The 23,329-nt window shown below is 75.3% G+C and carries 17 protein-coding genes; 13 read left to right on the top strand and 4 right to left on the bottom strand.

The window, feature by feature from the left end; genetic code table 11:
• Positions 1–193: 193 nt before the first annotated feature.
• The 6 genes from H299_RS0101815 (at position 194) to H299_RS0101790 (ending at position 8,064) form a co-directional block, all read left to right on the top strand.
• Positions 194–1,480, top strand: coding sequence for an ROK family transcriptional regulator (locus H299_RS0101815; RefSeq protein WP_027747010.1), 1,287 nt, complete (start codon positions 194–196; stop codon positions 1,478–1,480).
• A 60-nt stretch (positions 1,481–1,540) separates the two neighbouring features.
• Positions 1,541–2,836 carry a 6-phospho-beta-glucosidase gene (locus H299_RS0101810; RefSeq protein ID WP_027747009.1) on the top strand — a complete coding sequence of 432 codons (1,296 nt, stop codon included), beginning with the start codon at positions 1,541–1,543 and terminating at the stop codon, positions 2,834–2,836.
• On the top strand, positions 2,827–3,891 hold the full coding sequence (locus H299_RS31650) for a BadF/BadG/BcrA/BcrD ATPase family protein (protein WP_078512379.1): 1,065 nt from the start codon (positions 2,827–2,829) through the stop codon (positions 3,889–3,891). Before H299_RS0101810 ends, H299_RS31650 begins: the two co-directional genes overlap by 10 nt.
• Positions 3,892–4,063: 172 nt before the next feature.
• Positions 4,064–5,497 (top strand): hypothetical protein, encoded by a 1,434-nt coding sequence (locus tag H299_RS0101800; RefSeq protein ID WP_486587115.1) that lies wholly within the window; start codon positions 4,064–4,066, stop codon positions 5,495–5,497.
• 13 nt (positions 5,498–5,510) lie between these two features.
• Entirely contained in the window at positions 5,511–6,605 is a 1,095-nt protein-coding gene (locus H299_RS31645) for a glutamate ABC transporter substrate-binding protein (RefSeq protein WP_078512378.1), read from the top strand.
• Positions 6,606–6,744: 139 nt separating this feature from the next.
• A complete protein-coding gene (locus H299_RS0101790) occupies positions 6,745–8,064 on the top strand; it encodes a hypothetical protein (protein WP_027747007.1) in 1,320 nt (439 codons plus the stop codon).
• A gap of 51 nt (positions 8,065–8,115) precedes the next feature.
• Here the strand turns inward: H299_RS0101790 and H299_RS40120 are convergent, their stop codons facing one another.
• A complete protein-coding gene (locus H299_RS40120) occupies positions 8,116–8,442 on the bottom strand; it encodes a hypothetical protein (protein WP_486587114.1) in 327 nt (108 codons plus the stop codon).
• 22 nt (positions 8,443–8,464) lie between these two features.
• Between H299_RS40120 and H299_RS0101780 the strand changes: the two genes are divergently transcribed.
• The 4 genes from H299_RS0101780 (at position 8,465) to H299_RS0101765 (ending at position 15,192) form a co-directional block, all read left to right on the top strand.
• Entirely contained in the window at positions 8,465–10,933 is a 2,469-nt protein-coding gene (locus H299_RS0101780) for a serine/threonine-protein kinase (RefSeq protein WP_486587113.1), read from the top strand.
• Positions 10,934–10,935: 2 nt separating this feature from the next.
• Positions 10,936–12,276: a PP2C family protein-serine/threonine phosphatase gene (locus H299_RS0101775; RefSeq protein ID WP_027747004.1), complete on the top strand. Its 1,341-nt coding sequence runs from the start codon at positions 10,936–10,938 to the stop codon at positions 12,274–12,276.
• Positions 12,277–12,489: 213 nt separating this feature from the next.
• Positions 12,490–13,845 carry a VWA domain-containing protein gene (locus tag H299_RS0101770; protein WP_027747003.1) on the top strand — a complete coding sequence of 452 codons (1,356 nt, stop codon included), beginning with the start codon at positions 12,490–12,492 and terminating at the stop codon, positions 13,843–13,845.
• Between the two features lie 24 nt (positions 13,846–13,869).
• Positions 13,870–15,192, top strand: coding sequence for an FHA domain-containing protein (locus tag H299_RS0101765; protein WP_027747002.1), 1,323 nt, complete (start codon positions 13,870–13,872; stop codon positions 15,190–15,192).
• A gap of 62 nt (positions 15,193–15,254) precedes the next feature.
• On the opposite strand, the gene H299_RS0101760 is transcribed toward H299_RS0101765, so the two are convergent.
• Positions 15,255–16,115 carry an aminoglycoside phosphotransferase family protein gene (locus H299_RS0101760; RefSeq protein ID WP_027747001.1) on the bottom strand — a complete coding sequence of 287 codons (861 nt, stop codon included), beginning with the start codon at positions 16,113–16,115 and terminating at the stop codon, positions 15,255–15,257.
• A 76-nt stretch (positions 16,116–16,191) separates the two neighbouring features.
• The gene (locus H299_RS0101755; protein WP_037757250.1) at positions 16,192–17,136 is read right to left on the bottom strand and encodes a methyltransferase domain-containing protein; all 945 of its coding nucleotides are present in this window, start codon (positions 17,134–17,136) and stop codon (positions 16,192–16,194) included.
• A 191-nt stretch (positions 17,137–17,327) separates the two neighbouring features.
• On the opposite strand from H299_RS0101755, the gene H299_RS0101750 reads away from it, so the two are divergent.
• The 3 genes from H299_RS0101750 to H299_RS0101740 all read left to right on the top strand — a co-directional run bounded on the left by H299_RS0101750 (position 17,328) and on the right by H299_RS0101740 (position 19,919).
• A complete protein-coding gene (locus tag H299_RS0101750; protein WP_027746999.1) occupies positions 17,328–17,930 on the top strand; it encodes an NAD(P)H-dependent oxidoreductase in 603 nt (200 codons plus the stop codon).
• A gap of 88 nt (positions 17,931–18,018) precedes the next feature.
• Positions 18,019–19,056: an ATP-binding cassette domain-containing protein gene (locus tag H299_RS0101745; protein WP_051262021.1), complete on the top strand. Its 1,038-nt coding sequence runs from the start codon at positions 18,019–18,021 to the stop codon at positions 19,054–19,056.
• Positions 19,053–19,919, top strand: a complete 867-nt coding sequence (locus H299_RS0101740; protein WP_027746997.1) for an ABC transporter permease — start codon at positions 19,053–19,055, stop codon at positions 19,917–19,919. Before H299_RS0101745 ends, H299_RS0101740 begins: the two co-directional genes overlap by 4 nt.
• Before the next feature lie 69 nt (positions 19,920–19,988).
• On the opposite strand, the gene H299_RS31640 is transcribed toward H299_RS0101740, so the two are convergent.
• The gene (locus tag H299_RS31640) at positions 19,989–23,279 is read right to left on the bottom strand and encodes an AAA family ATPase (protein WP_078512421.1); all 3,291 of its coding nucleotides are present in this window, start codon (positions 23,277–23,279) and stop codon (positions 19,989–19,991) included.
• Positions 23,280–23,329: the final 50 nt, after the last annotated feature.

Here is a 23,329-nt window from a genome sequence, read left to right as displayed (position 1 = left end):
CGGTGCGTCGGTGCGGTTGACGCCGTTGACGCCGTTGACGCCGTTGACGCCTGTGCGGGACGGGCTCTAGTCTCCGGACTGTCCGACGAACAGGAAACTTTCCTTACAGTTGCCGACGGACCGGTCCGCGCAGCCCGGCCTGCCCCGGGCCCGGAGGCCCCGGCGGACCCGGAGGAGACCAGGAGGCACCGCCATGGCCCAGGCAGCACCGCCTCCCGGCACCCCGCAGCTCCTGCGCGCGATGAACGACCGCGCCGCGCTCGACCTCCTCCTCGCCCACGGCCCGCTCTCGCGCGGCGCGCTGGGCAAGCTCACCGGGCTGTCCAAGCCGACCGCCTCCCAGCTGCTGGCCCGCCTGGAGGCCGCCGGGCTGGTCGTGGCGACCGGCGCGGCCACCGGCCCGGCCACCGGCACGAGTGGCGCCGCCACCGCCGGCCGGGGGCGCCCCGGCCCCAGCGCCCAGCTGTACGCGGTCAACCCGGCGGCGGCGTACGTCGCGGGACTCGACGTGACGACCAGCGGCATCCGGGCCGCCGTCGCCGACCTCGCCGGGCGCACCGTGGGCACCCACGAGGTGCCCGCCCCCGGCCGGGCGGCGGCCGTGCGCACCCCCGAGCTGGTCGTCCGCGCCGTGGACGGCGCCGCCGAGGCCGCCGGGCTGAGCCGCACCGACCTGCACCGCGCCGTGATCGGCACCCCCGGCGCCTTCGACCCCGGCACCGGACGGCTGCGCTACGCCGCGCACCTGCCCGGCTGGCACTCGGCCACCCTGCTGGACGAGCTGGCCGCCGCGCTGCCGATGCCGCTCGCGTACGACAACGACGTGAACCTCGCCGCCGTCGCCGAACAGCGGCTCGGCGCGGCGGGCGGCACCGAGGACTTCGTACTGCTCTGGAACGAACAGGGCATCGGCGCCGCCCTGGTCATCGGCGGCCGGCTGCACCGGGGCCGCACCGGCGGCGCCGGAGAGGTGGGCTTCCTCCCCGTCCCGGACACCCCCCTGGTACGGGACGCCGCCCGGGTGGGCAGCGGAGGCTTCCAGGAACTGGCGGGCGCGGGCGCCGTGCTGCGGCTGGCGCGCGAACTCGGCCTGCCGTACGACCGGGGCGCCCCGGCGCACGAGGCCGCGGCCGGACTGCTGCGGCGCGCGCGGGAGGCCCCTGGGGGCGCGGACTCCGCCCAGGGCGCGGGCGAGGCGCTGCTGAGCCTCTTCGCGACCGCCACCGCGATCGGGCTGGCCGCCGTGGTGGCCGTGCTCGACCCGCAGCTCATCGTGCTCTCCGGCGGCGTGCTGGCGGCAGGCGGCGAGCCGCTGCGCGAACGCGTCCGCCGCGAGCTGGCCGAACTGGCCGTCCCCCGGCCCCGGCTGGTGCTGGGCAGCGTCACCGAGCGTCCCGTGCTCAGCGGTGCGCTCCAGAGCGCCCTGGCCGCCACCCGCGACGAGATGTTCGACACCTCGCGCCCCGCGCGGCGCGGCTGACCCGGCCACGCCCCCACCACATCCGACCCACCCACCGACCCACGGAGCGGACCGAATCCTATGAAACTCGCGGTAATCGGCGGGGGTTCCACCTACACCCCCGAACTCGTCGACGGTTTCGCCCGGCTGCGCGACACCCTCCCCCTGACCGAACTGGTCCTGGTCGACCCGGCGGCCGACCGCCTGCGTACGGTCGGCGCCCTGGCCCGGCGGATCTTCGCCGCCCAGGGCCACCCCGGGCAGGTCACCACCACCTCCGACCTGGACACCGCCGTGGACGGCGCCGACGCGGTGCTGCTCCAGCTGCGCGTCGGCGGCCAGGCGGCCCGCGCGCAGGACGAGTCCTGGCCGCTGCTGTGCGGCTGCGTGGGCCAGGAGACCACCGGCGCGGGCGGCCTGGCCAAGGCGCTGCGCACGGTGCCGGTCGTTCTCGACATCGCGGACCGGGTGCGCCGCCGCAACCCGGACGCCTGGATCATCGACTTCACCAACCCGGTCGGCATCGTCACCCGGGCGCTGCTCCAGCACGGCCACCGGGCGGTCGGGCTGTGCAACGTGGCGATCCACCTCCAGCGCAAGTTCGCCGCGCTGCTGGAGGTCGACCCGGCCGAGGTGCACCTCGACCACTACGGCCTCAACCACCTCACCTGGGAGCTGGGCGTACGCCTGGGCGGCCCACAGGGCGCCGACGTGCTGCCGCGCCTGCTCGCCGAGCACGGCCCGCGCATCGCCGACGACCTGCACCTGCCGCCCGCCGTGCTGGAGCGCCTGGGCGTCGTGCCGTCGTACTACCTGCGCTACTACTACGCGCACGACGAGGTCGTCGCCGAGATGCGCACCAAGCCCTCCCGCGCCAGCGAGGTGGCGGCCATGGAGGCGCGGCTGCTGGAGATGTACGAGGACACCTCGCTGACCGAGAAGCCCGCGCTGCTGGCCGAGCGCGGCGGCGCGTTCTACTCCGAGGCCGCCGTCGCGCTGGCCGCCTCGCTGCTGGGCGACGAGGCGGCGGACGGCTCCGGCGGCGCCGGGGCCCCGGGCACCGTGCAGGTCGTCAACACCCGCAACGACGGCACCCTGCCCTTCCTCCCCGACGACGCGGTCGTGGAGGTCCCGGCCCGCGTCTCCCGCACGGGCGCCCGCCCGCTGCCCGCCCCCACCCTCGACCCGCTGTACGCGGGCCTCGTCTCGCACGTCACGGCGTACGAGGGCCTCGCCCTGGACGCCGCGCTGCACGGTGGCCGCGACCGGGTCTTCCAGGCCCTGCTGGCCCACCCGCTGATCGGCCAGTACTCCCGCGCCGAGGCGCTCACCGACAGTCTGCTGGCCCACAACCGGGAGCACCTCGCGTGGCTGTGAACGACCGGGCCGCCGCGGGCGCCTGCCTCGCCGTGGACGCGGGTAACAGCAAGACGGACGTGGCGCTCGTCGCCGCCGACGGCACGGTTCTGGCCACCGCCCGCGGCGGCGGCTTCCGCCCCCCTGCCACCGGCCTCCGCGAGGCGCTCGACGGCCTCGCCGCGACCGTCGCGCAGGCCGCCCGCGCCGCCGGGGCCGAGCCCCCCTTCGCGCTCGTCTCCGCCTGCCTGGCCAACGCCGACCTGCCGCCGGAGGAGGAGGCGCTGACCGCCGCCGTCCGCGCGCGCGGCTGGGGCCGCGAGACCCGGGTCGCCAACGACACCTTCGCCATACTCCGCGCGGGCCTGCCCGACGACGGCTCGGTACGCCACGGGGTGGCCGTGGTGTGCGGCGCGGGCGTCAACTGCGTGGGCCGCACCGAGGACGGGCGCGTCCACCGCTTCGCGGCACTCGGGCAGCTCTCGGGCGACTGGGGCGGCGGCGGCGGTCTCGCCGACGAGGCGCTGTGGCACGCCGCGCGCGCCGAGGACGGGCGCGGTGAGCGTACGGAACTGGCCCGCGCGCTCCCGGCGCACTGCGGCCTGCCCACCATGTACGCGCTGATCGAGGCCCTCCATCTGGGTGACCTCCCGCTCACCCGCAAGTATGAACTGACCCCGGTTCTCTTCGAGGTGGCCGCGGCGGGCGACCCGGTGGCCCGTTCGCTCGTGCTGCGGCAGGCCGACGAGGTGGTCTCGCTGGCGACCGTGACCCTGACCAGGCTGGGGCTGCTCGACCGGGAGACTCCGGTGCTGCTGGGCGGCAGCGTGCTGACCGCCCGGCATCCGCTGCTGCACGACCGGCTCACCGATCAGCTCGCGGTGCGGGCGCCGTCGGCCGTCCCCCGGCTGGTCTCCGCCCCGCCCGTGGTCGGTGCCGGACTGCTGGGACTGGACGAACTGGGCGCGCCCGCCGGCGCGTACGTCCGGCTGCGGGAGGCCCTGAACACACCGCACCACACTCCGCACCACACGCCCCGGGAACCGGAGGGCCGCGCCGCGCGTGTGGAGACGTAGCGGGCCCGCGGAGCCGGTGCTGAAGATCGCGATCCGAACAAGATCCCGGCAATAACGGTGTGGTGAAGGGTCCGTGCCGCCATACTGCTGCCCGTGGACCCGGACCCGTCGCGACCCAGAGGTGCACCGGGTGCGCGGCCCTGTCAGTGACCAAGGGGGAGGTCTTCGAGCCGTGACCCAACCGCCCGACGTGCGCACAGCGCCACCGCCGCCCGTGCCGGCACCGCCGGGGCCGCCGGGCTCGCCGGCGCCCTCGGGCGGACCGGCGCCCGACGGCAGACCCGCGCGCGCCACCGCCTGGGCCGAGGGCGTCCAGCGGCTGCGTGCCGCGGCGACGACGGAGCCGGGGCGGCTGCGGATCATCGGCGCCGTACTGGCCGCGCTGATCGTCGTCTTCGGCGCGGTGACGGCCTGGCAGGTCAGCGACCGGTCGGACGCGGCGGGCTCGGTGGTCGACGACAGCCAGCAGCTGAGCGCCGACGCCGCCAGCGTCTACCGCTCGCTCGCCGACGCCAACACCACCGCGGCCAGCGGTTTCCTCGCCGAGGGCAACGAGCCGCGCAGCGTCCGCGTGCGCTACGAGAAGGACATCCGCCGGGCGTCCGAGCTGCTCGCCGAGGCCGCGGCCAACTCCCGCGGCTCCGCCTCCGCGCAGCGCCAGATCGCCAAGCTCAACCGCGAACTGCCGCGCTACACGGGACTGGTGGAGTCGGCCCGCGCCAACAACCGGCAGGGCCTGCCGCTGGGCGGCGCCTACCTGCGCTACGCCAACGACCAGATGCTCCAGGAGCTGCTGCCCGCGGCCCGGGAGCTGTACGAGGCGGAGACCGCGCGGCTGCACGACGACTACGGCGACGCCAAGTCGTGGCCCTGGATCGCGCTCGGCCTCGGCCTGCTCACCGCGGCGGCGCTGGGCTGGGCGCAGCGGCGCCACTACCACCGTACGAACAGGGTGTTCAACCCGGGGCTGCTGGGCGCCACGGCCGCCGTGCTGATCGCCCTGGTGTGGCTGACGGCCGGGCACGCGCTGGCGCGCTCCGGGCTCGGCGAGTCCGACGAGCGCGGTGCCCGCTCGCTGCACGCGCTCAACGAGGCCTGGATCGGCTCGCTCCAGGCGCGCGGCGAGGAGAACCTGTGGCTCGTGGCGCGCGGTGCGGGCAGCGAGTACGACGAGAGCTACGGCAAGCGGCTGAAGAAGGTCGCCGGGCCGGGCGCGGGTGATCCGGAGAAGGTGGGCGGGCAGTTGGCCGAGGCGCTCTCGATGGCCGACGACGCGCAGGGCCGCGACCCGGTCGAGGAGGCCCACGCCTCCGTGCGGGACTGGCGCGAGCGGCACGCGGAAGCGCGTAAGAAGGAGGACAGCGGCGACCACAAGGGGGCGGTGGCGCTGGTGATCGAGTCCGAGGGCAGCACCGGGGAGTCCTTCGACAAGGTCGACGCGAGCCTGCGTAAGGCGAGTGAACACGAGCAGGCGGAGTTCGAACGTGCCGCCGCGGACGGCCGGGGAGCGCTGCGCGGCCTGGCACTCGGGGCGGCCGTGCTGGCCGTGCTGGGCGCGGCGGCGGCGCTGCTCGGCATCGGCCGCAGGCTCTCGGAGTACCGGTGAGGGGAATCCAGCGATGAGGCGGACGACACAGGTGGCCCGGGCGGTGACCGGGATCGCGCGGCAGCGGCGGGCGGAGCAGGGCACGCGGGCGAGGCGGGGGGCGCGGCCCGCCGTGGTGGGTGCGGCCGGTCTCGCGGTCGCAGCCGCCGTGCTGCTGCCGGGTGCGCTGGCGGGCCCCGGCGGGGGCGGCGAGGCGCGGCAGGAGGCGGAGCGTGCCGCCGCCCCGGCGGCGCCCGGCGCCGACGCCGCGCCGGTGCCCAAGCGGGAGAAGTGCGACGACGGTTCCGATCCGGCGGCGAGCCTGAAGGCGGCCGACACCTCCGGTCCGGCGGTCAAGCGCATCCAGGACGCGGGCCGCCTGGTGGTCGGCGTCGACCAGAACAGCTTCCTGTGGGGTTACCGCGACCCGGCCAGCGGCCGGATCGAGGGCTTCGACATCGACCTGGTCGAGGCCATCGCCGAGGACCTGCTGGGCGAGGACCCGAAGATCACCTACAAGACCATCCCCACCGACCAGCGCATCCCGGCCATCCAGAAGGGCGACGTCGACATGGTGGTGCGCACCATGACGGTCAACTGCGACCGGATCGACGAAGTCGCCTTCTCCACCGCCTACTTCGAGAGCGGCCAGCAGCTGCTGGTCCCCAAGCGGAGCAAGATCACCGGTCTGGACGAGACCGTCCGGGGCAAGCGGATCTGCAACGCCACCGGCTCCACCGCCGAAAGCCTGCTGGAGAGCGAGGACTTCAAGGACCTGGGGGCCAAGCAGGTCAAGGTCGCCAACCAGCTGGACTGCCTGGTGCGCATCCAGCTCGGCGAGGCGGACGCGGTGCTCACCGACAACGCGCTCGGCGCGGGCCAGGCGGCGCAGGACCCGTCGGTGAAACTGGTCGGCGAACCGGCCACCATCGAGCCGTACGGTGTCGCGATGAGCCTGGACGACGAGGATCTGGTGCGGCGGGTCAACCACGTGCTGGAGGAGTACCGCAAGGGCGGAGCCCGAAGCCCGTGGCGGCTCTCGTACGAGAACCGGCTGGCCGACATGATGGAGACCGGCACGGGCAAGGCGCCCGCACCTCCGGACCCGGCCTACAAGCCGGAGGACTGAGACCGAAGGGGACGGGGCAGGGCAGGCACGCGGGACATCGGCGGTACGCGGCACCAGCACGGAGCAGCGGTACGAAAGCGGTGGCACGCTGCGGCAGGACGCAGCAGGGCAGCGCACGAGAGAATCAGCGAGGTGATCGATGGGCCCCTCGGGACCCACCGGGCCGGTGATGAGCCGGGAGGAGGTGGACCGCGCGCTGGCGCGGCTGGACGCCGAACACGAGGCGGTCGAGACCTCGCTGCTCTCGCTCCAGGACCACGCGGGGCGGCGGCTGCTGGAGGGCGCGCGGCTGACCGGCCGCACCGAGCGGCGCTGGGCCGACGCCGAGCAGGTGATCACCCGCCTGTGGACGGCCTTCGACACCTACACCCGGACGCGGGAGACCGCGCGCGAGCTGCGCGCGCGGCGCCGCTGGCCGAGCCGGGACGACCTCGCCGAGCTGACCGAACTGCTGCGCGGGACCCTCACGGTGGCCGGATCGAGCGTCCCCGGCGCGGCGTCGGGGGCGGGCGCGAGCACCGCCCGGCTCACCGAGGAGCTGACCCTGAGCGACCTCGTGCAGCGGATGAACGGCTGGTACGCCCAGGCGCTGGACATCGTGGCGGCGGCCGACTCCGTGTGGTCCGCGCTGCCGGCCCGGATAGACCTGCTGGCCGCCGAACTCCAGCGGGTGCGCTCGCTGGCGCACTCGGTCGGCGTGCGCCCGGGCGAGCACCCCTCGGGCGACGAGCTGGACCAGATCACCGAGCAGCTCACCGCGCTGCGCGCCGAGGTGCTGTGCGACCCGCTGGCCTTCTGGGCCTCGGACGGGGGCAGTTCGGCCCCCGGCGGCGGTCGCCCTGACACCTCGCGGTACGACCAGGCCGCCCGCGCGCTGGAGGACGTCCGCCGGGAGATCGACGCGGTGCTGACCGTCCGGCAGGACGCCGAGCAGCGGCTGGTGAGCCTGCGCGACATGCTCTCGCGGGCCGACCGCACGCTGGCCGAGGCGCGTACGGCCCGCGTCGAGGTCCTCGCCAAGATCGCGGCCTCCGAGGTGCCCGCGGTCAGCGGCCCGCCCACCGCGCTGCACGAGCTGCTCTCCCGCGCCGCCGACTACCGCCGCCACTCCCAGTGGCACCGGCTCTCGCCGCTGCTGGAGTCTCTGGAGCAGCGCGCCGAGGACGAGCTGGACCGGGCCCGCGCCTCGCTCTCGGCCGTGACCGCGCCGCTGGCCGTACGGGCCGAGCTGCGCGGCCGGCTGGACGCCTACCGGGCGAAGGTCGCCCACCACGGCATGGCCGAGGACCGGATGCTGATCGAGCGCTACGACGCGGCCCGCCGCATGCTGTGGAGCGCCCCGTGCGATCTGCGCGCGGCGGAGGACGCGGTGCTGCGCTACCAGCGGGCGGCCAGGGAGGTCCTGGTACCGCGGCAGGACGACGGCGCCCGCGCCGACCGTAGGGGGATTCATGAGTGAGACGCCGGACGCGTCGAAGAGGAAGTGCCAGCGGCCCGGTTGCGCGGGGAGCTACGAGGACATGGGCGGCGGGGAGTTGTACTGCGACACCTGCGGTCTGGCCCCCGTCGTCTCGCCCAGCGGCATGATCGGCTCCGCCCTGACCGGCATGACCGGGGCCGCCCGCGGCAGCGCCTCCTCCGGGCGCACCTCGGGGTCCGCGCGCTCCTCCTCCCGCGCGTCCTCGCGCGCCTCCGCCCGCTCGCAGTCCTCGCGGCGCTCGGTGTCGGGGCGGCTGTCCCGTTCGCTGTCGCTCTCCGGCTCCACCTCCGCGCGGCACGTCTCGGTACGCAGCTCCAGCGCCGGGACAGGTTCCGCGAGCCGGGGCCGGCTGGGCATGGGGCTGGTCTCGGTCCCGGCCGTGCCGAAGCCCGACCCGACCACGGTGGTGCTGGAGAACCCGGAGGTGCCGGAGCGCAAGCGCTTCTGCAGCAGCGGCGACTGCGGCGCGGCGGTGGGCCGCTCCCGGGGCAGCCGGGCGGGCCGTACGGAGGGCTTCTGCACCAAGTGCGGCCACCCCTACTCCTTCGTGCCCAAGCTGCGGACGGGCGACGTCGTGCACGGCCAGTACGAGATCGCGGGCTGTCTGGCGCACGGCGGGCTCGGCTGGATCTACCTCGCGGTGGACCGGGCGGTGGCGGACCGCTGGGTGGTCCTCAAGGGCCTGCTGGACACGGGCGACCAGGACGCGATGGCCGCCGCGATCTCCGAGCGCCGCTTCCTCGCCGAGATCGAGCACTCCAACATCGTGCGCATCTACAACTTCGTCGAGCACCTGGACCGCCGTACCGGCAGCCTCGACGGCTACATCGTGATGGAGTACGTGGGCGGCAAGTCCCTCAAGGAGCTGGCCAACGCCCGCCGCGCCGAGGACGGCCGGCGCGATCCGCTGCCGGTCGAGCAGGCGTGCGCGTACGGGATCGAGGCGCTGGAGGCGCTGGGGCATCTGCACAGCCGCAACCTCATCTACTGCGACTTCAAGGTCGACAACGCCATCCAGCAGGACGACCAGCTCAAGCTGATCGACATGGGCGCCGTGCGGCGGATGGACGACGAGGACAGCGCGATCTACGGCACGGTCGGCTACCAGGCGCCGGAGGTCGCCGAGACGGGCCCCTCGGTGGCGTCCGACCTGTACACGGTCGCGCGCACGCTGGCCGTGCTCACCTTCGACTTCCAGGGCTACACGAACGTCTTCGTGGACAGCCTGCCGGAACCGGAGAACATCGAGGTCTTCCAGCGGTTCGAGTCCTTCTACCGCTTCCTGGTCCGCGCGACCGACCCCGACCCGCAGCGCCGGTTCGCCTCGGCCGCCGAGATGGCCGAGCAGCTGACGGGGGTGCTGCGGGAGGTCGTGGCCCTGCAGAGCGGGCGCCCGCGCCCGGCGATGTCCACCCTGCTCGGTGCCGAACTGCGCGTGGTCGACACCGAGTTGCTCGCCCGCGCGGACGGCGACACCTCCGTGCTGGGCGCCCGGCGGCGCACCGCCGGGCGGCTGGGGCGCGGACGCGGGCCCGGCGGCGCGCGAACGGCGCTGCCCGCGGCCGAGCCCGCGCCGGCCGCACTCCCGGCCGGCGGCCCGCAGCCGGCCGCCGCCGCGCCCGGCTCACCCGCCGCGGGCGCGGCCATCCCCGGCCAGGCCGGGCCGCCCGCGCCGCCCAGCCCGCCCCTCCCGCCCACCGGTCCCCCGCCCGCCACCACGCTGGCCCAGCTCAGCCAGGCGGCGGGCCAGTACGGCTCGTTCGGCAGCACGCCCGCCCACGTGCGGCTGCCGGACCGGCCCGCGCCCGCGCAGGCCCCTGTGCCCGGCCCGCAGGCGGGCCCGGCGCTCGTACCGCTCCAGCCGCGCGCCACCGCGCTCGCGCTGCCGGTGCCGCGCGTCGACCCGAGCGACCCCAACGCGGGTTTCCTCGCCGGGCTGATGACCTCCGCGCCCGCGGAGCTGATCAGCGCGCTGCGGTCGGCGCCCGCCGACTCCGTCGAGCGCAGACTGCGCGAGCTGCGCGCGCGGCTGGAACTGGACACCCCGCAGGACCGGGAGGCCGCCGTCGCGGCGCTGCTGGAGCTGGAGAACCGGCACGCGGACGACTGGCGGGTCGTCTGGTACCGCGGCCTGTCCTCGCTGGTGACCGGGGACCGCGAGACGGCGGCGCTCTCCTTCGACGCCGTCTACGACGCCTTCCCGGGCGAGCCCGCGCCCAAGCTCGCGCTGGGCATCTGCGCGGAGGTGCTGGGCCAGCTGGACAACGCGGCGGAGTACTACCGGCTCGTGTGGTCCACCGACCCGTCGTACGTGAGCGCCGCCTTCGGGCTCGCCCGCGTCCGGCTGGCGACCGGTGACCGGCGGGGTGCGGTGGCGGTGCTGGAGTCGGTTCCGGAGGCGTCGATCCACTTCACCGCGGCGCGCGTCGCCGCCGTACGCGCCCGGCTGCGCCAACGCGCCCCCCAGGAACCGCTGCTGGACGACCTGCACGCGGCGGGGCACCAGGTGGAGCGGCTCCAGGAGGTGGGCCTCGACGCGCTGCGCCGCGAGGAGCTGACCACCGAGGTGCTCGGCAGCGCGCTGGACTGGGTCATCGCGGGAGCGGCCGGAAGTACGGGCGCGGGCGGCGGGACGAACGGCCACGGGGCGGGTCACGGGTCAGGTAACGGCTCCGGCCACGACTCCGGCCACAGGGGGCCGCTGCTCGGCTGCCCGCTGGACCAGCCGGGGCTGCGGCTCGGGCTGGAGCGTTCGTACCGGCGGCTCGCGCGGCTGGCGCAGTCCAGCTCGGAGAGGATCGAACTGGTGGAACGGGCCAACCGATTCCGCCCCAGGACGTGGGTGTGACGATGCCGCAGCTCGACCAACTGTCCGACTGCCCCAGCTGCGCCGAGCCACTGGAGGAGGGCGACCTCTTCTGCGGTGCCTGCGGCACCGACCTCCAGGCCGCCGCGCGGCAGGCGGAACCGGACCCCGACCGGCCGACCCTCGTGGTCAACGGCACCCTGCCGCCGCCCGCGGGTGGCAGCGCGCCGCCGTCCGCGCCCCAGCCAGGGCCGGGCGAGGCCGACTTCGCCCTGCCGCCCGCGGGGCCGCCCGCCGCCGCGCCCGCCCCGCCGCCCGCCCCGCCCCTCCCCGGGCAGCACGCGCCGCTCGCCGAGGAGCACCCCGGACCCGGCACCGAGGCGTCCCCGCCGCTGCCGCAGCCGGCCGCCCCGGACCCGCGTACGGCGGACCGGCTCGCGGCGCCGTCCGGCCCTCCCCCACCCGGCGTGCCGGAGCCGCTCGGCCCGCGCTGCGTCGCCTGCGGCACCGGCACGATCGACGACGACGGCTACTGCGAGCACTGCGGACACAAACAGCCGCACGCGCGCGACCACATGGAGCACGAGCTGGGCCGCGTGGCCGCCGCCAGCGACCGCGGTCTGCGGCACCACCGCAACGAGGACTTCTTCGCGATCGACGAGCCCCTGCTCGCCGACGGCTCCAGCGCGACCATCGCCGTCGTCTGCGACGGCGTCTCCTCCGCCAGCCGTTCCGACCAGGCGTCCACGGCCGCCGCCCAGGCGGCGTGCGCGGCGATGCGCACCTCCGTACCGCGCGGCGTGCACACCCAGCAGGCCATGCACGACGCGCTGTTCGCGGCGGCCGACGCCGTCAGCGCGCTGGCCACCGAGGAGGAGAAGGAGGCCCAGCGCAACGCCCCGGCCTGCACCATCGTCAGCGCGGTCGTCGTGGGCGGCCTGCTCACCGTCGGCTGGGTCGGTGACAGCCGCGCCTACTGGGTGCCCGACGACCGCAGCGCGCAGTCCGCCCGGCTGACCGAGGACGACTCGTGGGCCGCCCAGATGGTGGCGGCCGGCCTGATGAACGAGGCCGAGGCGTACGCGGACTCGCGCGCCCACGCCATCACCGGCTGGCTCGGCGCGGACGCCTACGAACTCGACCCGCACACCGCCTCGTTCAAGCCGGACCGCCCGGGCGTGGTGATCGTGTGCACCGACGGCCTGTGGAACTACGCGGAATCCGCCGAGGAGATGGCCTCGGCGGTACCGGCGGACGCGCATCGCAGGCCGCTGCACTCCGCGCGGCACCTCGTGGGCTACGCGCTCGACGCGGGCGGGCACGACAACGTAACAGTGGCGATCGTGCCGTTCCCGATGCCTCCGGAGGGGGCAGGATCGGCGTGAGCGCGGGCGACCCCGTGCCGCTACCGATGCCGGTACGGCGCGGAGCCCGCTGCCCCGGGGGGACTGGGGCTTGGACGGAGCGATCCGGTGGGAAGGGCAGGGGCGCGGAATCCGCAGGCGCGGATTCCGCCGCAGGTACGGGGGGAAGCATGCCACGGCGCACTTCTGCCCGCCCTTCTATCCACTGGCCCTTGTAGAACAGGAGCGGAACAGATGGCGATTTTCTCCAAGTCGAACGTGCCGCGGTTCTCGGCCGACGTGTACCAGAACGCGTATCTGCCGGAAGGCGCGCAAGAGGTCAACGCGATCGTCACGGTCACCTCGACCGGCGGCGGTACGACCGGCGGCATGCCGCTGCCGGTGGCCGATCCCGGCCGCACGCAGCTGTCGGACGGACCGGACGCCGCTGTGGTGGTCATGGTCGACTGCTCCGGCTCGATGGACTACCCGCCGACGAAGATGCGCAACGCGCGCGACGCCACCGCCGCCGCGATCGACACGCTGCGCGACGGCGTCGCCTTCGCCGTGGTCGCGGGCACCCACCAGGCCAAGGAGGTCTACCCCGGCGGAGGCGTACTGGCGACCGCGGACGCGGCACACCGCGCCGCGGCCAAGGAGGCCCTGCGCAAGCTCAGCGCGGGCGGCGGCACCGCGATCGGCACCTGGCTCGGCCTCGCCGACCGGCTGCTAGCCTCCGCCGACGTGTCGATCCGGCACGGCATCCTGCTCACCGACGGCCGCAACGAGCACGAGGAGCCCGCCCAGCTGCGCGCCGCCCTGGACGCGTGCGCGGGCCGCTTCACGTGTGACGCGCGGGGCGTCGGCACCGACTGGGAGGTCAAGGAGGTCACCGGGATCGCTTCCGCGCTGCTGGGCACGGCCGACATCGTGGCCGATCCGGACCAGCTGTCCGCCGACTTCACCGCCATGATGGAGGCGGCGATGGGCAAGGAGGTCGCCGACGTCGGGCTGCGGCTGTGGACACCGCAGGGGGCGGAGATCCGCTTCGTCAAGCAGGTCGCGCCGACGGTGGAGGACCTGACCGGCCGCCGCACCGAGGCCGGCCCCCGGGCGGGCGACTACCCGACCGGCTCCTGGGGCGACGAGTCCCGCGACTACCACGTGTGCGTCCAGGTGCCGCCGGCGGAGGTGGGCCGCGAGATGCTCGCCGCGCGGGTCTCGCTGGTGCTGCCCGCTCCGGACGGCGGCACGCCGCAGACGCTGTCCCAGGGGCTCATCCGCGCCGTCTGGACGGACGATCTCGCCGTGACCACCCAGATCAACCCGCAGGTCGCGCACTACACCGGACAGGCGGAACTGGCCCAGGTCATCCAGCAGGGTTTGGACCTGCGCAAATCCGGCGACGAGGAGGGGGCGACGGCGAAACTGGGGAGGGCCGTGCAGCTCGCCAGCGCGTCCGGGAACGCGGACACCGCGAAACTGCTTTCGAAGGTGGTCGACGTCGTGGACGCGGCGGCGGGTACTGTTCGACTGAAGGCGAAGGTCGCCGACGCCGACGAGATGACCTTGGAGACGCGGTCCACGAAGACGGTCCGTGTGAAGAAATAGCGGTACGGAGGGGGAGGCACGAAGATGCCGACTTGCCCGAACGGCCACCAGTCGGCGGCCGACGACTGGTGCGAGGTGTGCGGCCACCGCATGGCCGCGGCACCCGGCGCGCCAGGCGCGCACACCGGCGCCGTCCCCACGCCACCCCCACCGCCCGGGCCCGGCGCGCCCCAGGGCTACGGCTACCCGGGCTCGCCCGGACCCCCCGGCCCGCCTGGGCCGCCCGGCCCTCCCGGGCCGGGCTACGGCTACCCGGGCCCCGGCGGGTCGCAGGGCGGCCAGGCGGAGCTGTGCCCCCAGTGCGGTACGCCGCGGGAGGCGCAGGCGCCGTTCTGCGAGGAGTGCAGGTTCAACTTCCTGACGCACTCCCCCACGGCGTACCCCGCCCCGGGCCCGCCCCCGGCGCCGCAGCCCCAGTACCAGGCACCGCAGCCGCCGCACCAGGCGCAGCAGCCCCAGCACCAGCAGCCGTACGGCGGCGGGTTCCCGCAGCCCGGGCAGCCGCCCCAGCCGGGGCCACCGCAGCCGGGGCCGCCGCCCCCGCCGCAGCAGGGCTTCCCCGGCAGCAGCGACCCGTCGCAGGAGCAGGGGCTGGGCTACGACCACTCGCGGCCGTCCCAGCTGAATCGTCCCGCCGAGTCGCTGGCCCCGGGGCAGCCCGGGCCTCCCGGCCCGCCGGGACCGCCCGGACCGGGCCCGCACGGCGGCCCGCCGCCCGCCCCGCAGCCTTCCGCGCCCAGCGGTGACTGGATGCTGTCCCCGCCCAGCACACCCGTGCGCCCGGACCAGGGCCGGCAGGGGATGCCGAACGGGCAGCACAACGGCGACGGCTACGGCTATCCGCACCAGGACCCGGGCCAGCAGCAGCCCCCGCCGCACCAGCAGCACCAGCCCCCGCCGCAGGGCCGGCCGCCCCAGCAGCAGAACGGCGGGCAGCCCGGCGGCCCCTGGACGGCCGTGATCGCGCCCGACCGCGAGTACTTCATGGCGATGATGGGCCGCAGCGGCCCGGAGGCGGCGGCGCTGAACCTGCCCGCCTACTCCGCCGAGCAGCAGCTGCCGCTGACCGGCCACCAGATCACGATCGGCCGCCGCCGCCAGTCCACCGGCGAGGCGCCCGACATCGACCTGGGCCGTCCGCCGGAGGACCCGGGGGTCTCGCACCAGCACGCCGTCCTGATCCAGCAGCCGGACGGCAGCTGGGCGGTGGTCGACCAGGACTCCACCAACGGCACCACCATCAACGGCAGCGAGGACCCGATCCAGCCGTTCGTGCCGATCCCGCTCTACCCGGGCGACCGCGTCCACGTGGGCGCCTGGACCACCATCACGCTTCACCAGGGCTGACGGCGGGGCAGGGCACCGGCGCGGCGCGGCCGGCCACCGGGGCGCGGCCGTTCCCGGGCGGCTCAGAACGCGTGCCAGCGCGCGGCCGTGTCCCCTTCGCGCAGTGCGGCGACCCGGCGGGTGAACTCCCGCCGGGCCGCCGGGTTCCCCGGCGCGTGCTGGGCGACCCAGGCGCAGCTGGCCGTCTCCCGGGCACCGCGCAGTACGGCGCAGCCGGGCCACTCCCGTACGTCCCAGCCGTACGCCCGTACGAACTCGGCATACGCCGCACCGGGCAGGCCGTAGCGGTCACGGCTCAGGGCCATCACCACCAGGTCGTGCTCGCGCAGGTCGTCGGAGAAGGTCTCCAGGTCCAGCAGGACGGGCCCCGCCGGGCTCAGGTGCACGTTGCGCGGCAGCGCGTCCCCGTGGACGGGGCCGGGCGGCAGTACCGGGGTGACCTCCGCCACGGCCGCCGCGCAGTCGTCGCGGCGGGCGCGCAGGTAGGCGGCGTCCGCGGGCGGCACCGCGTCCCCGGCCAGCCGCAGCCAGCGCTCGACGCCGGCCAGCAGCTCCCGCCGGGGCAGCGTGAAGGGCGGGTGCGGCAGCGCGTGCACCTGGCGCAGCAGCGCGGCCAGGTCGGCGGGCCCGGCCTCGCGCGGAGCCGAGGGCAGCCGGTGCCAGAAGGTCAGCGGGTGGCCGCCTGCCAGTTCGACGCCGGGGCGGGCGGCCCGTACCGCCGGCACGCCGCACTGCTCCAGCCAGGCCGCGACGCGCAGCTCGTGCCGGGCCCGGTCGGCCAGCTCGGGCCCCCGGCCGACGCGGACGACCAGGTCGCCCAGGGCGAAGACCGCGTTCTCCCCCAGCGCCAGCAGCTCGGCCCGCTCGCCGTCCTCCCCCACCGCCGCCAGCACCCCTCGCGCGACCCCTTCCCCGAACTCCACCGGCTCTGCCCCGTCCTTCCGCCTCTGCGCCGCGCCCCGCCCCGGAGGGGCAGGATCGGACCCGCGCAGTCTGTCATCAGCCGAGTGGCCAGCCGTACGTGTCCGGGGTGTCCAGCCAGGCCCACTGCTCGTCGTCGCGCACCGTGAGGCCGTAGCGTTCGCGGGACGGGCGGTCCTCGCTCTGCCAGATCTCGTACGCCGCCCGCGGTGTGGTGCGCCCGGCCGTCAGGGCCAGCAGGAAGCGGAACGAGTCCTGGCGCAGGGCGTGCGCGGGGACTCCGCCGGGGCAGGGGGGTGCGGGTGCGGAGCCGCCGCTGCCGCGCAGCGGGACGAAGTAGGCCGGGGTGGCGAGGAAGCGCCCCGTGGCGTGCCGGGCGTCGGCCACCCGCAGCGCGATCAACCCGGTCGCCAGCGGCGCCAGAATCCGCGCGCCCGGCGTGCACTGGGCGAGCCACGGCAGCGGGACGGCGGGCAGGGCGCAGGTGGCGATGATCCGGTCGTACGGCGCCCGGGCTGGGCAGCCGCGGGCGCCGTCGCCGGTGACGACGGCCGGGTGGTAGCCGGCGGCGGCCAGGTGGCGGCGGGCGGCCTCCGTGAGGTCGGGGTCGAGGTCGACGGTGGTGACCCGGCTGTCGCCGAGCCGGTGGCAGAGCAGCCCCGCGTTGTAGCCGGGGCCGGTACCGATCTCCAGGACGCGCATGCCGTCCCCGACCTCCAGCGCCTCCAGCATGCGGGCCATCAAGGAGGGCTGGCTGCTGGAGGAGACCAGTTCGCCGTTGCGGATGCGGGTGGCCAGCGGCACGTCCTCGTACACGCCCTCCCGCCAGCGGCGGCGGCGCTGCTCGTTCGGGTCGTCGCGCCAGCGGCGCTCGGGTCCGCCGGCGTCCGCCTCGTGCGACGGGCCGTAGTAGCTGGGCACGAACAGTTCGCGGTGCACCTCCTCGAAGGCCCGGCGCCACGCCGGGTCCGCGAGCCCGCCGCCCGCCACGATCGCCCGTACCAGTCCTGCCGCGCTGCCCATGCCTCCACTGTGCTGCGCTGCGGCGCGGATCGCGATACCGGGTACGGCCGCCGTGACCGGGTACGGCCGCCCGCTCGCGCGGCGTCTCGCGGATCGCCAGACGCCGTCCAGCGGATCGCTCGGTGCCTCCTCGCGCCTGTGGGGTGCGGGGCCGGACACGAGCAGACGAGCACGAGAGGGAGGGAGGAGTCATGGGGACGGACGCGAGGCTGCGGGTGGCCGTCATCATCGGCAGCACCCGCGAGGGCCGGGCCGGTGCGGCGGTGGGCCGCTGGTTCGCCGGCTGCGCGGAGCGGCGGGACGACCTGGCGCCCACGGTCGTCGATCTGGCCGACTACACCTTCCCGGCGCACTACCCGGAGCGTGCGACGCCGCAGATGGCGGCGTTCACCGGCGAGGTCGCCCGCGCGGAGGCGTTCGTCGTGGTCACGCCGGAGTACAACCGCAGCTTCCCCGCCTCGCTGAAGCAGGCGATCGACTTCGCCTACGACGAGTGGCAGGCCAAGCCCGTCGGCTTCGTCTCCTACGGCTGCCGGGACCGGGGGCTGTACGCGGTGGAGGCGCTGCGTTCGGTCTTCGTCGAGCTGCACACCGTCACCGTGCGGGACACCGTCAGCTTCGACCTGCTGACCGCCGAAACGGCGGGAGCGGCGGGGACGGCGGGAGCGGCGGGAGCGGCCGGAGCGATGGACTTCAGCGGCTCGGAACCAGCGGTGGCGGCCATGCTCGACCAGCTCAGCTGGTGGGGCCGTGCCCTGCGGGACGCCCGCGCGGCCCGCCCGTACGTGGCCTAGGGACCGCCAGCCGCGACGACGGCGACATCGACGGCAACAACGACAACAACGGCAACAACGGCAACAACGGAACGAGGAGAACAGCGAGATGAGTGCACACAGGACGGCAAGGGCCGGCGACGCGCCCGCGATCGAGGCCTCCGGACTGGTCAAGGTCTTCGGCGACACCCGCGCCGTGGACGGCGTGGACCTCGTCGTGCCCACCGGGGCGGTCTACGGCGTGCTGGGGCCGAACGGCGCGGGCAAGACCACCACCGTCAAGATGCTGGCCACCCTGCTGCGCCCGGACGGCGGCGAGGCCCGCGTCTTCGGCCACGACGTCCGGCACGAGGCGGACACCGTACGCGGCCGGGTCAGCCTGACCGGGCAGTACGCCTCGGTGGACGAGGACCTCACCGGGGCGGAGAACCTGGTGCTGCTGGGGCGGCTGCTGGGCCACCGCAGCCCGTCCGCGCGGATGCGGGCGGCACAGCTGCTGGAGGCGTTCGGACTGTCCGACGCCGCCGACCGGCAGGTGAAGAACTACTCGGGCGGCATGCGGCGGCGCATCGACATCGCCGCGAGCATCCTGAACACCCCTGACCTGCTCTTCCTCGACGAGCCCACCACGGGCCTCGACCCGCGCAGCCGCAACCAGGTCTGGGACATCGTGCGGGCCGTCGTCGCGCAGGGGACGACCGTGCTGCTCACCACGCAGTACCTGGACGAGGCCGACCAGCTGGCGTCCCGTATCGCGGTCATCGACAAGGGAAAGGTGATCGCGGAGGGCACCAAGGGCGAGTTGAAGGCGTCGGTCGGCGCGGGCTCGGTGCACCTGCGGCTGCGGGAGGCGCACGAGAGGCCGGAGGCCGAGCGGCTGCTCGCCCGGGCGCTGAACGCGCCGGTGCTGGCCGATCCCGACCCGGTGGCGCTGACCGCACGGATCAGCCAGGGCGGCGACACCCGCGACACGGCGGCGCAGGCCGCCCGCGCGCTCGCGGAACTGGCCGCGGCCGGGATCACCGTGGACACCTTCTCGCTGGGGCAGCCCAGCCTGGACGAGGTCTTCCTCTCCCTCACCGACCGCAGCACCGACGCCCCCGCCGACCTCGCCGCCGGCACCCTCACGAAGGAGACCGCAGCATGAGCACCGCGACCACCACCGCCCCCGCGTCCGACTCCCGTTCCGAGGAGCTGGCGTCCGTCCGCACCGAGGACCTCGCGGCCTTGCTGGTGGCCAAGGAGCGACCACCGCGTCCCAGCGCGCTGAGCGCGTCCGTCACCTTCAGCTGGCGGGCGATGCTGAAGATCAAGCATGTGCCGGAGCAGCTCTTCGACGTGACGCTGTTCCCGATCATGATGGTCCTGATGTACACGTACCTCTTCGGAGGCGCGCTCGCCGGGTCGACCTCGGACTACCTGCAGTTCCTGCTGCCGGGCATCCTCGTGATGAGCGTCGTCATGATCACGATGTACACCGGGGTCGCGATCAACACCGATATCGAGAAGGGCGTCTTCGACCGCTTCCGTACGCTCCCGATCTGGCGGCCGGCGCCGATGGTCGGCTACCTGCTCGGCGACATCGTGCGCTACACGGGGGCGTCGGTGGTGATGCTGACCGTCGGCCTGATCATGGGCTTCCGCCCCGAGGGGGGCGCCGGCGGCGTGCTGGCCGGGGTGGCGGTGCTGCTGGTCTTCTCGTTCGCCTTCTCCTGGATCTGGACGATGTTCGGCCTGCTGCTGCGCAGTGAGAAGTCCGTGATGGGCGTCAGCATGATGGTGCTCTTCCCGCTGACCTTCGGCAGCAACATCTTCGTCGACCCCGGCACGATGCCGGGCTGGTTGCAGGGCTTCGTGAACAACAGCCCGATCACCCACGTCTCCTCGGCCGTACGGGACCTGATGGCGGGCAGCTGGCCCGCCGAGGACATCGCGTGGTCGCTGGGCTGGTCCGCTGCGCTCGTCGCGGTCTTCGGCCCGATCACGATGCGGCTCTACAACCGCAAGTGACCGGCGGCGCGGCGACACGGCTGTGACAACGGCGGTGACGGCGGCAGCGGCAGGACCCGGCGGCGGGGCTCACAGCCGCCAGGCCGCGCCGCTGCCGCCGCCGTGCTCCGGCCCGTAGCGGCAGGCCGCTCCGGTGGACACGGCCGCGCGCAGGTGCGCGGCCAGCGGTGGGTGCCGCTCGTCGAGCTTGCGCAGGGTGTCGCGGATGCGCGCGGTGACCGTCTTACGGGCCCGCTCCGCCTCGTCGCCCAGGCGGCGGCTGCGGCCCGCGAGCCCGGCGGCGCTGCGCAGCTCGCGCAGCAGGGCGGCCCGCTCCTGGTCGAACGCGGCGGCCCGCGCGTCGTCGCCCCGCTGCACGGCGCGGTCGATCTCCTCGTCCAGCAGGGCGAGCCGCTGCTTGTAGCGTGCCTTGGCCTCCTCGTCCAGCACGTCGTCGCCGCCGAACTGCCGGGCGGCCACCGTCAGGTCGCCGCCCTCGGGGGCGAGGAGCCGGACAGCCGCGATGTCCGTGCCGGGGCTGCCGAGCAGGGTGTGCAGGTCACGCAGGCCCTTGGCGTCGGGCATATGGACCGTGCGGCCGTCGAAGGTGAGCGTCCACACCGCGCCCTCCCGGCGGAACTCCCGCTCCGCGGCGGCGGCCGTACGTGCGCCGGGCGCGGCAGGACCTGCGGCCGGGGCGGCCGGGGCAGCCGCCGCCGCCCGGGGCGGCGCCGCGGACCGCGCCCGGCGCGCCCGCTCGGCGAGATGCTCCATCGCCGACCCGGCCGTCTCCCGCTCCACCCGCTCCAGCAGTCCGGCCGCACGCCCGGCGTCCCCCGGGCCGCCGCGCGCCCGCAGCACCTCGGCGAGCCGCAGCCGCGACCATGCCACCCAGAAGTGCGCCTGGAGCCGCACGGCCGACTCCTCCGCGGCGGTGAACCCGTCCACCGCCTCGTCCCACCGCTCCCGCGCGGCGGCCAGCCGGGCCAGCCAGAAGACCATGGGCCCGCTGACCTCGCAGCCGTAGAGCGACACCCCCCACTCGTCGGCGTACGGCGTCAGGTCCCGGACCGCCCGCTCGCACAGCTCCGCGTCCCGCGAGACCACCGCCACCTCGGCCTGGAAGCGCAGCCACAGCGCGGCGTAGCTGCGGGACAGGACCCCTTGGCCCGACCCGCTGCCCGGACTGGTGCCCAGCGTGGCCTCCAGCGCGGCCAGATGCCGCAGCGCCTCGGCGGCGTCACCGCGCTGCGCGGCCGTGATGCCCTCCAGCAGCCGGGGATACGGGTAGTCCGTGCCCTCGATCGCGCGGTGCAGGTCCGCCAGCTCCGCGAACCGCTCCCGCGCCAGCAGCAGCGCCCACCGCATATGGCGGACCATGTGGCCGAAGTACTCGTGCTCGCCCTCGTGGACGTTGCCCTCGCCGGCGCTACGGGCTCGCAGCAGCAGCGTCTCCACCTCGTCGAAGCGGCCACCGAGCGAGGCGATCACGCTCTGGTCGACCGAGGAGCTCATCACGGCCCGGGGGCCGCCGCCGCGCTCGGCCAGCGCCACGAACGCGCGGAACTCGTCGAGATAGCGCGGGTCCCCCTGCTCCAGCAGCGCCACCCAGCACATCGACGTCGCGAACAGCTCGGTCTCCCCGTCCCCCGTGCGCCGCGCGACCGCGACCATCTCGCGCATCAGGGCCTCCCGCTCGGCTGCCGTACCAGGGCCCCACAGCAGATCGTGACGCATCCACAGGCTGAACGAGAGCGCGTCGTCGTCCTGACCGCGCCGGGCGAGCACCGCCACCCGGACGGCCAGCTCGCGGGCGAGCCGGTCGAGGTCACCGGCCGGGCGGGCGACCGCCTCGGAGCGCACCATCCGACCGTGCACCTCGGTGAGCAGCTCGTCGGTGAACCGCGCGAACTCGGCCGATTCCCCCTGGTCAATGCGGCGGTGCAGGGTCAGGGCCGCCCGCGCCAGCAACTCCTGGTCGTCCACTGCGCGGGCGCGCGCCACCGCGGCGGTGAGCACCTGCGACGCCTCGGCCTGCTCGCCCATGTGCCGCAGTTTGCTGCCCAGCTCGAGGCCGATGAGGACCGCTCTACGCGGCTCGCCCTCCAGCGCCCGCTCCAGCGCGCGGCGCAGATGCCCGGTCTCCTCCGCGAACGCCATCCGGCCCCCGGCGTCCTGCGCGGCGGCCAGCAGGTGGTCCACCGCACGGGACGGCTCCAGCGCGGGGCCCGACAGATGGGCGTGGTGCGCCAGGTCGGCGGGCACGACCTGGCGCGCGAGCGCCGCGTCGCCGTCGAGCACGCGGACGACCGCCGCGTGCCGGGAGCGGGCCTCCTCCTCGCCCAGTTCGTCGTAGAGCGCCTCCCGGACCAGGTCGTGCGCGAAAGCGAACCGGCCCGCGCCCTGCGGCACCACGAGCCGGGTGGCCACCGCCCGCTCCAGCAGCCGGTCGACCTGGGGCACCGGGGCGGCCACCGCCGCCGCCAGCACCTGCCGGTGGAACTCGCGGCCGAGCACGGCGGCGCTCGCCAGCAGCCGTTCCACCGGCGCGGGCAGCAGCGACAGCCGCCGCCGCAACGCGTCCCGTACGCCCGGGGCCACCGCGCTGACCGTGCCTCCGCTGTGCCAGAGGCGGGCGGTCTGCTCGACGAAGAACGGGTTGCCGCCGGTGCGGCGGTGCACCTGCGCCGCCAGCCCGGGACCCGGCGGCTTCCCGGCGGTGCGCTCCATCAGGGCGCCGACCTCCTCGGCGCTGAGGCCGGTCAGCGTCACCGTCGTCGCCTTCGCGACGAGCGGGGTGATCAGCGGGCGCAGCGGATGGTCCTCCGGCTCCACCTCGACGTCCCGGTAGGTGCCCACCAGCAGCAGGCGCTCGAACCAGGTGTGCCGGGCGGCGAACTCCAGCAGCTGCAACGAGGCGATGTCCGCCCAGTGCAGGTCGTCCAGGACCGCCACCACCGGGCGGTGCTGCGAGACGGACACCAGGGCCGTGGTCACCGCGTCGTAGAGCTGGAAGCTCTCGATTTCCGCGGCGCCGCGCGTCTCGCCGAGCAGCACGGACAGCCCGGTGCCCGCCGCCTCCTGGGCGGCGGCCCACTCGCCCGGGGTCGCGCCGCGCCGCAGGCCCCGCACGAGCTGCACCCAGGGCCAGTAACCCGGTGCGCTCTCCGCGTCCCAGCAGGAGCCGCTGAGCACCAGCGCGCCCAGCCGCCGGGCATCCTCGACCGCGCCCGCGACCAGGGTCGTCTTGCCGATCCCGGCCTCCCCGGCGACCAGCACCAGGCCGCCGTGGCTCTCCGCGGCACGGCCGACCTCCGCGCGCAGCACTCCGGCCGGGTGGTCCCGGCCGATCAGGGGTGGTTTCTCTCCGGTGACAGACATGGTCATCCGAACGTACCGGTCCGCACTGACAACGGGACCCCGGAGCCCGA

Source organism: Streptomyces sp. CNH287 (genome assembly GCF_000424825.1).
The sequence above is the reverse complement of the archived record's forward strand: the minus strand, read 5'-3'. Positions and strand labels throughout refer to the sequence as shown.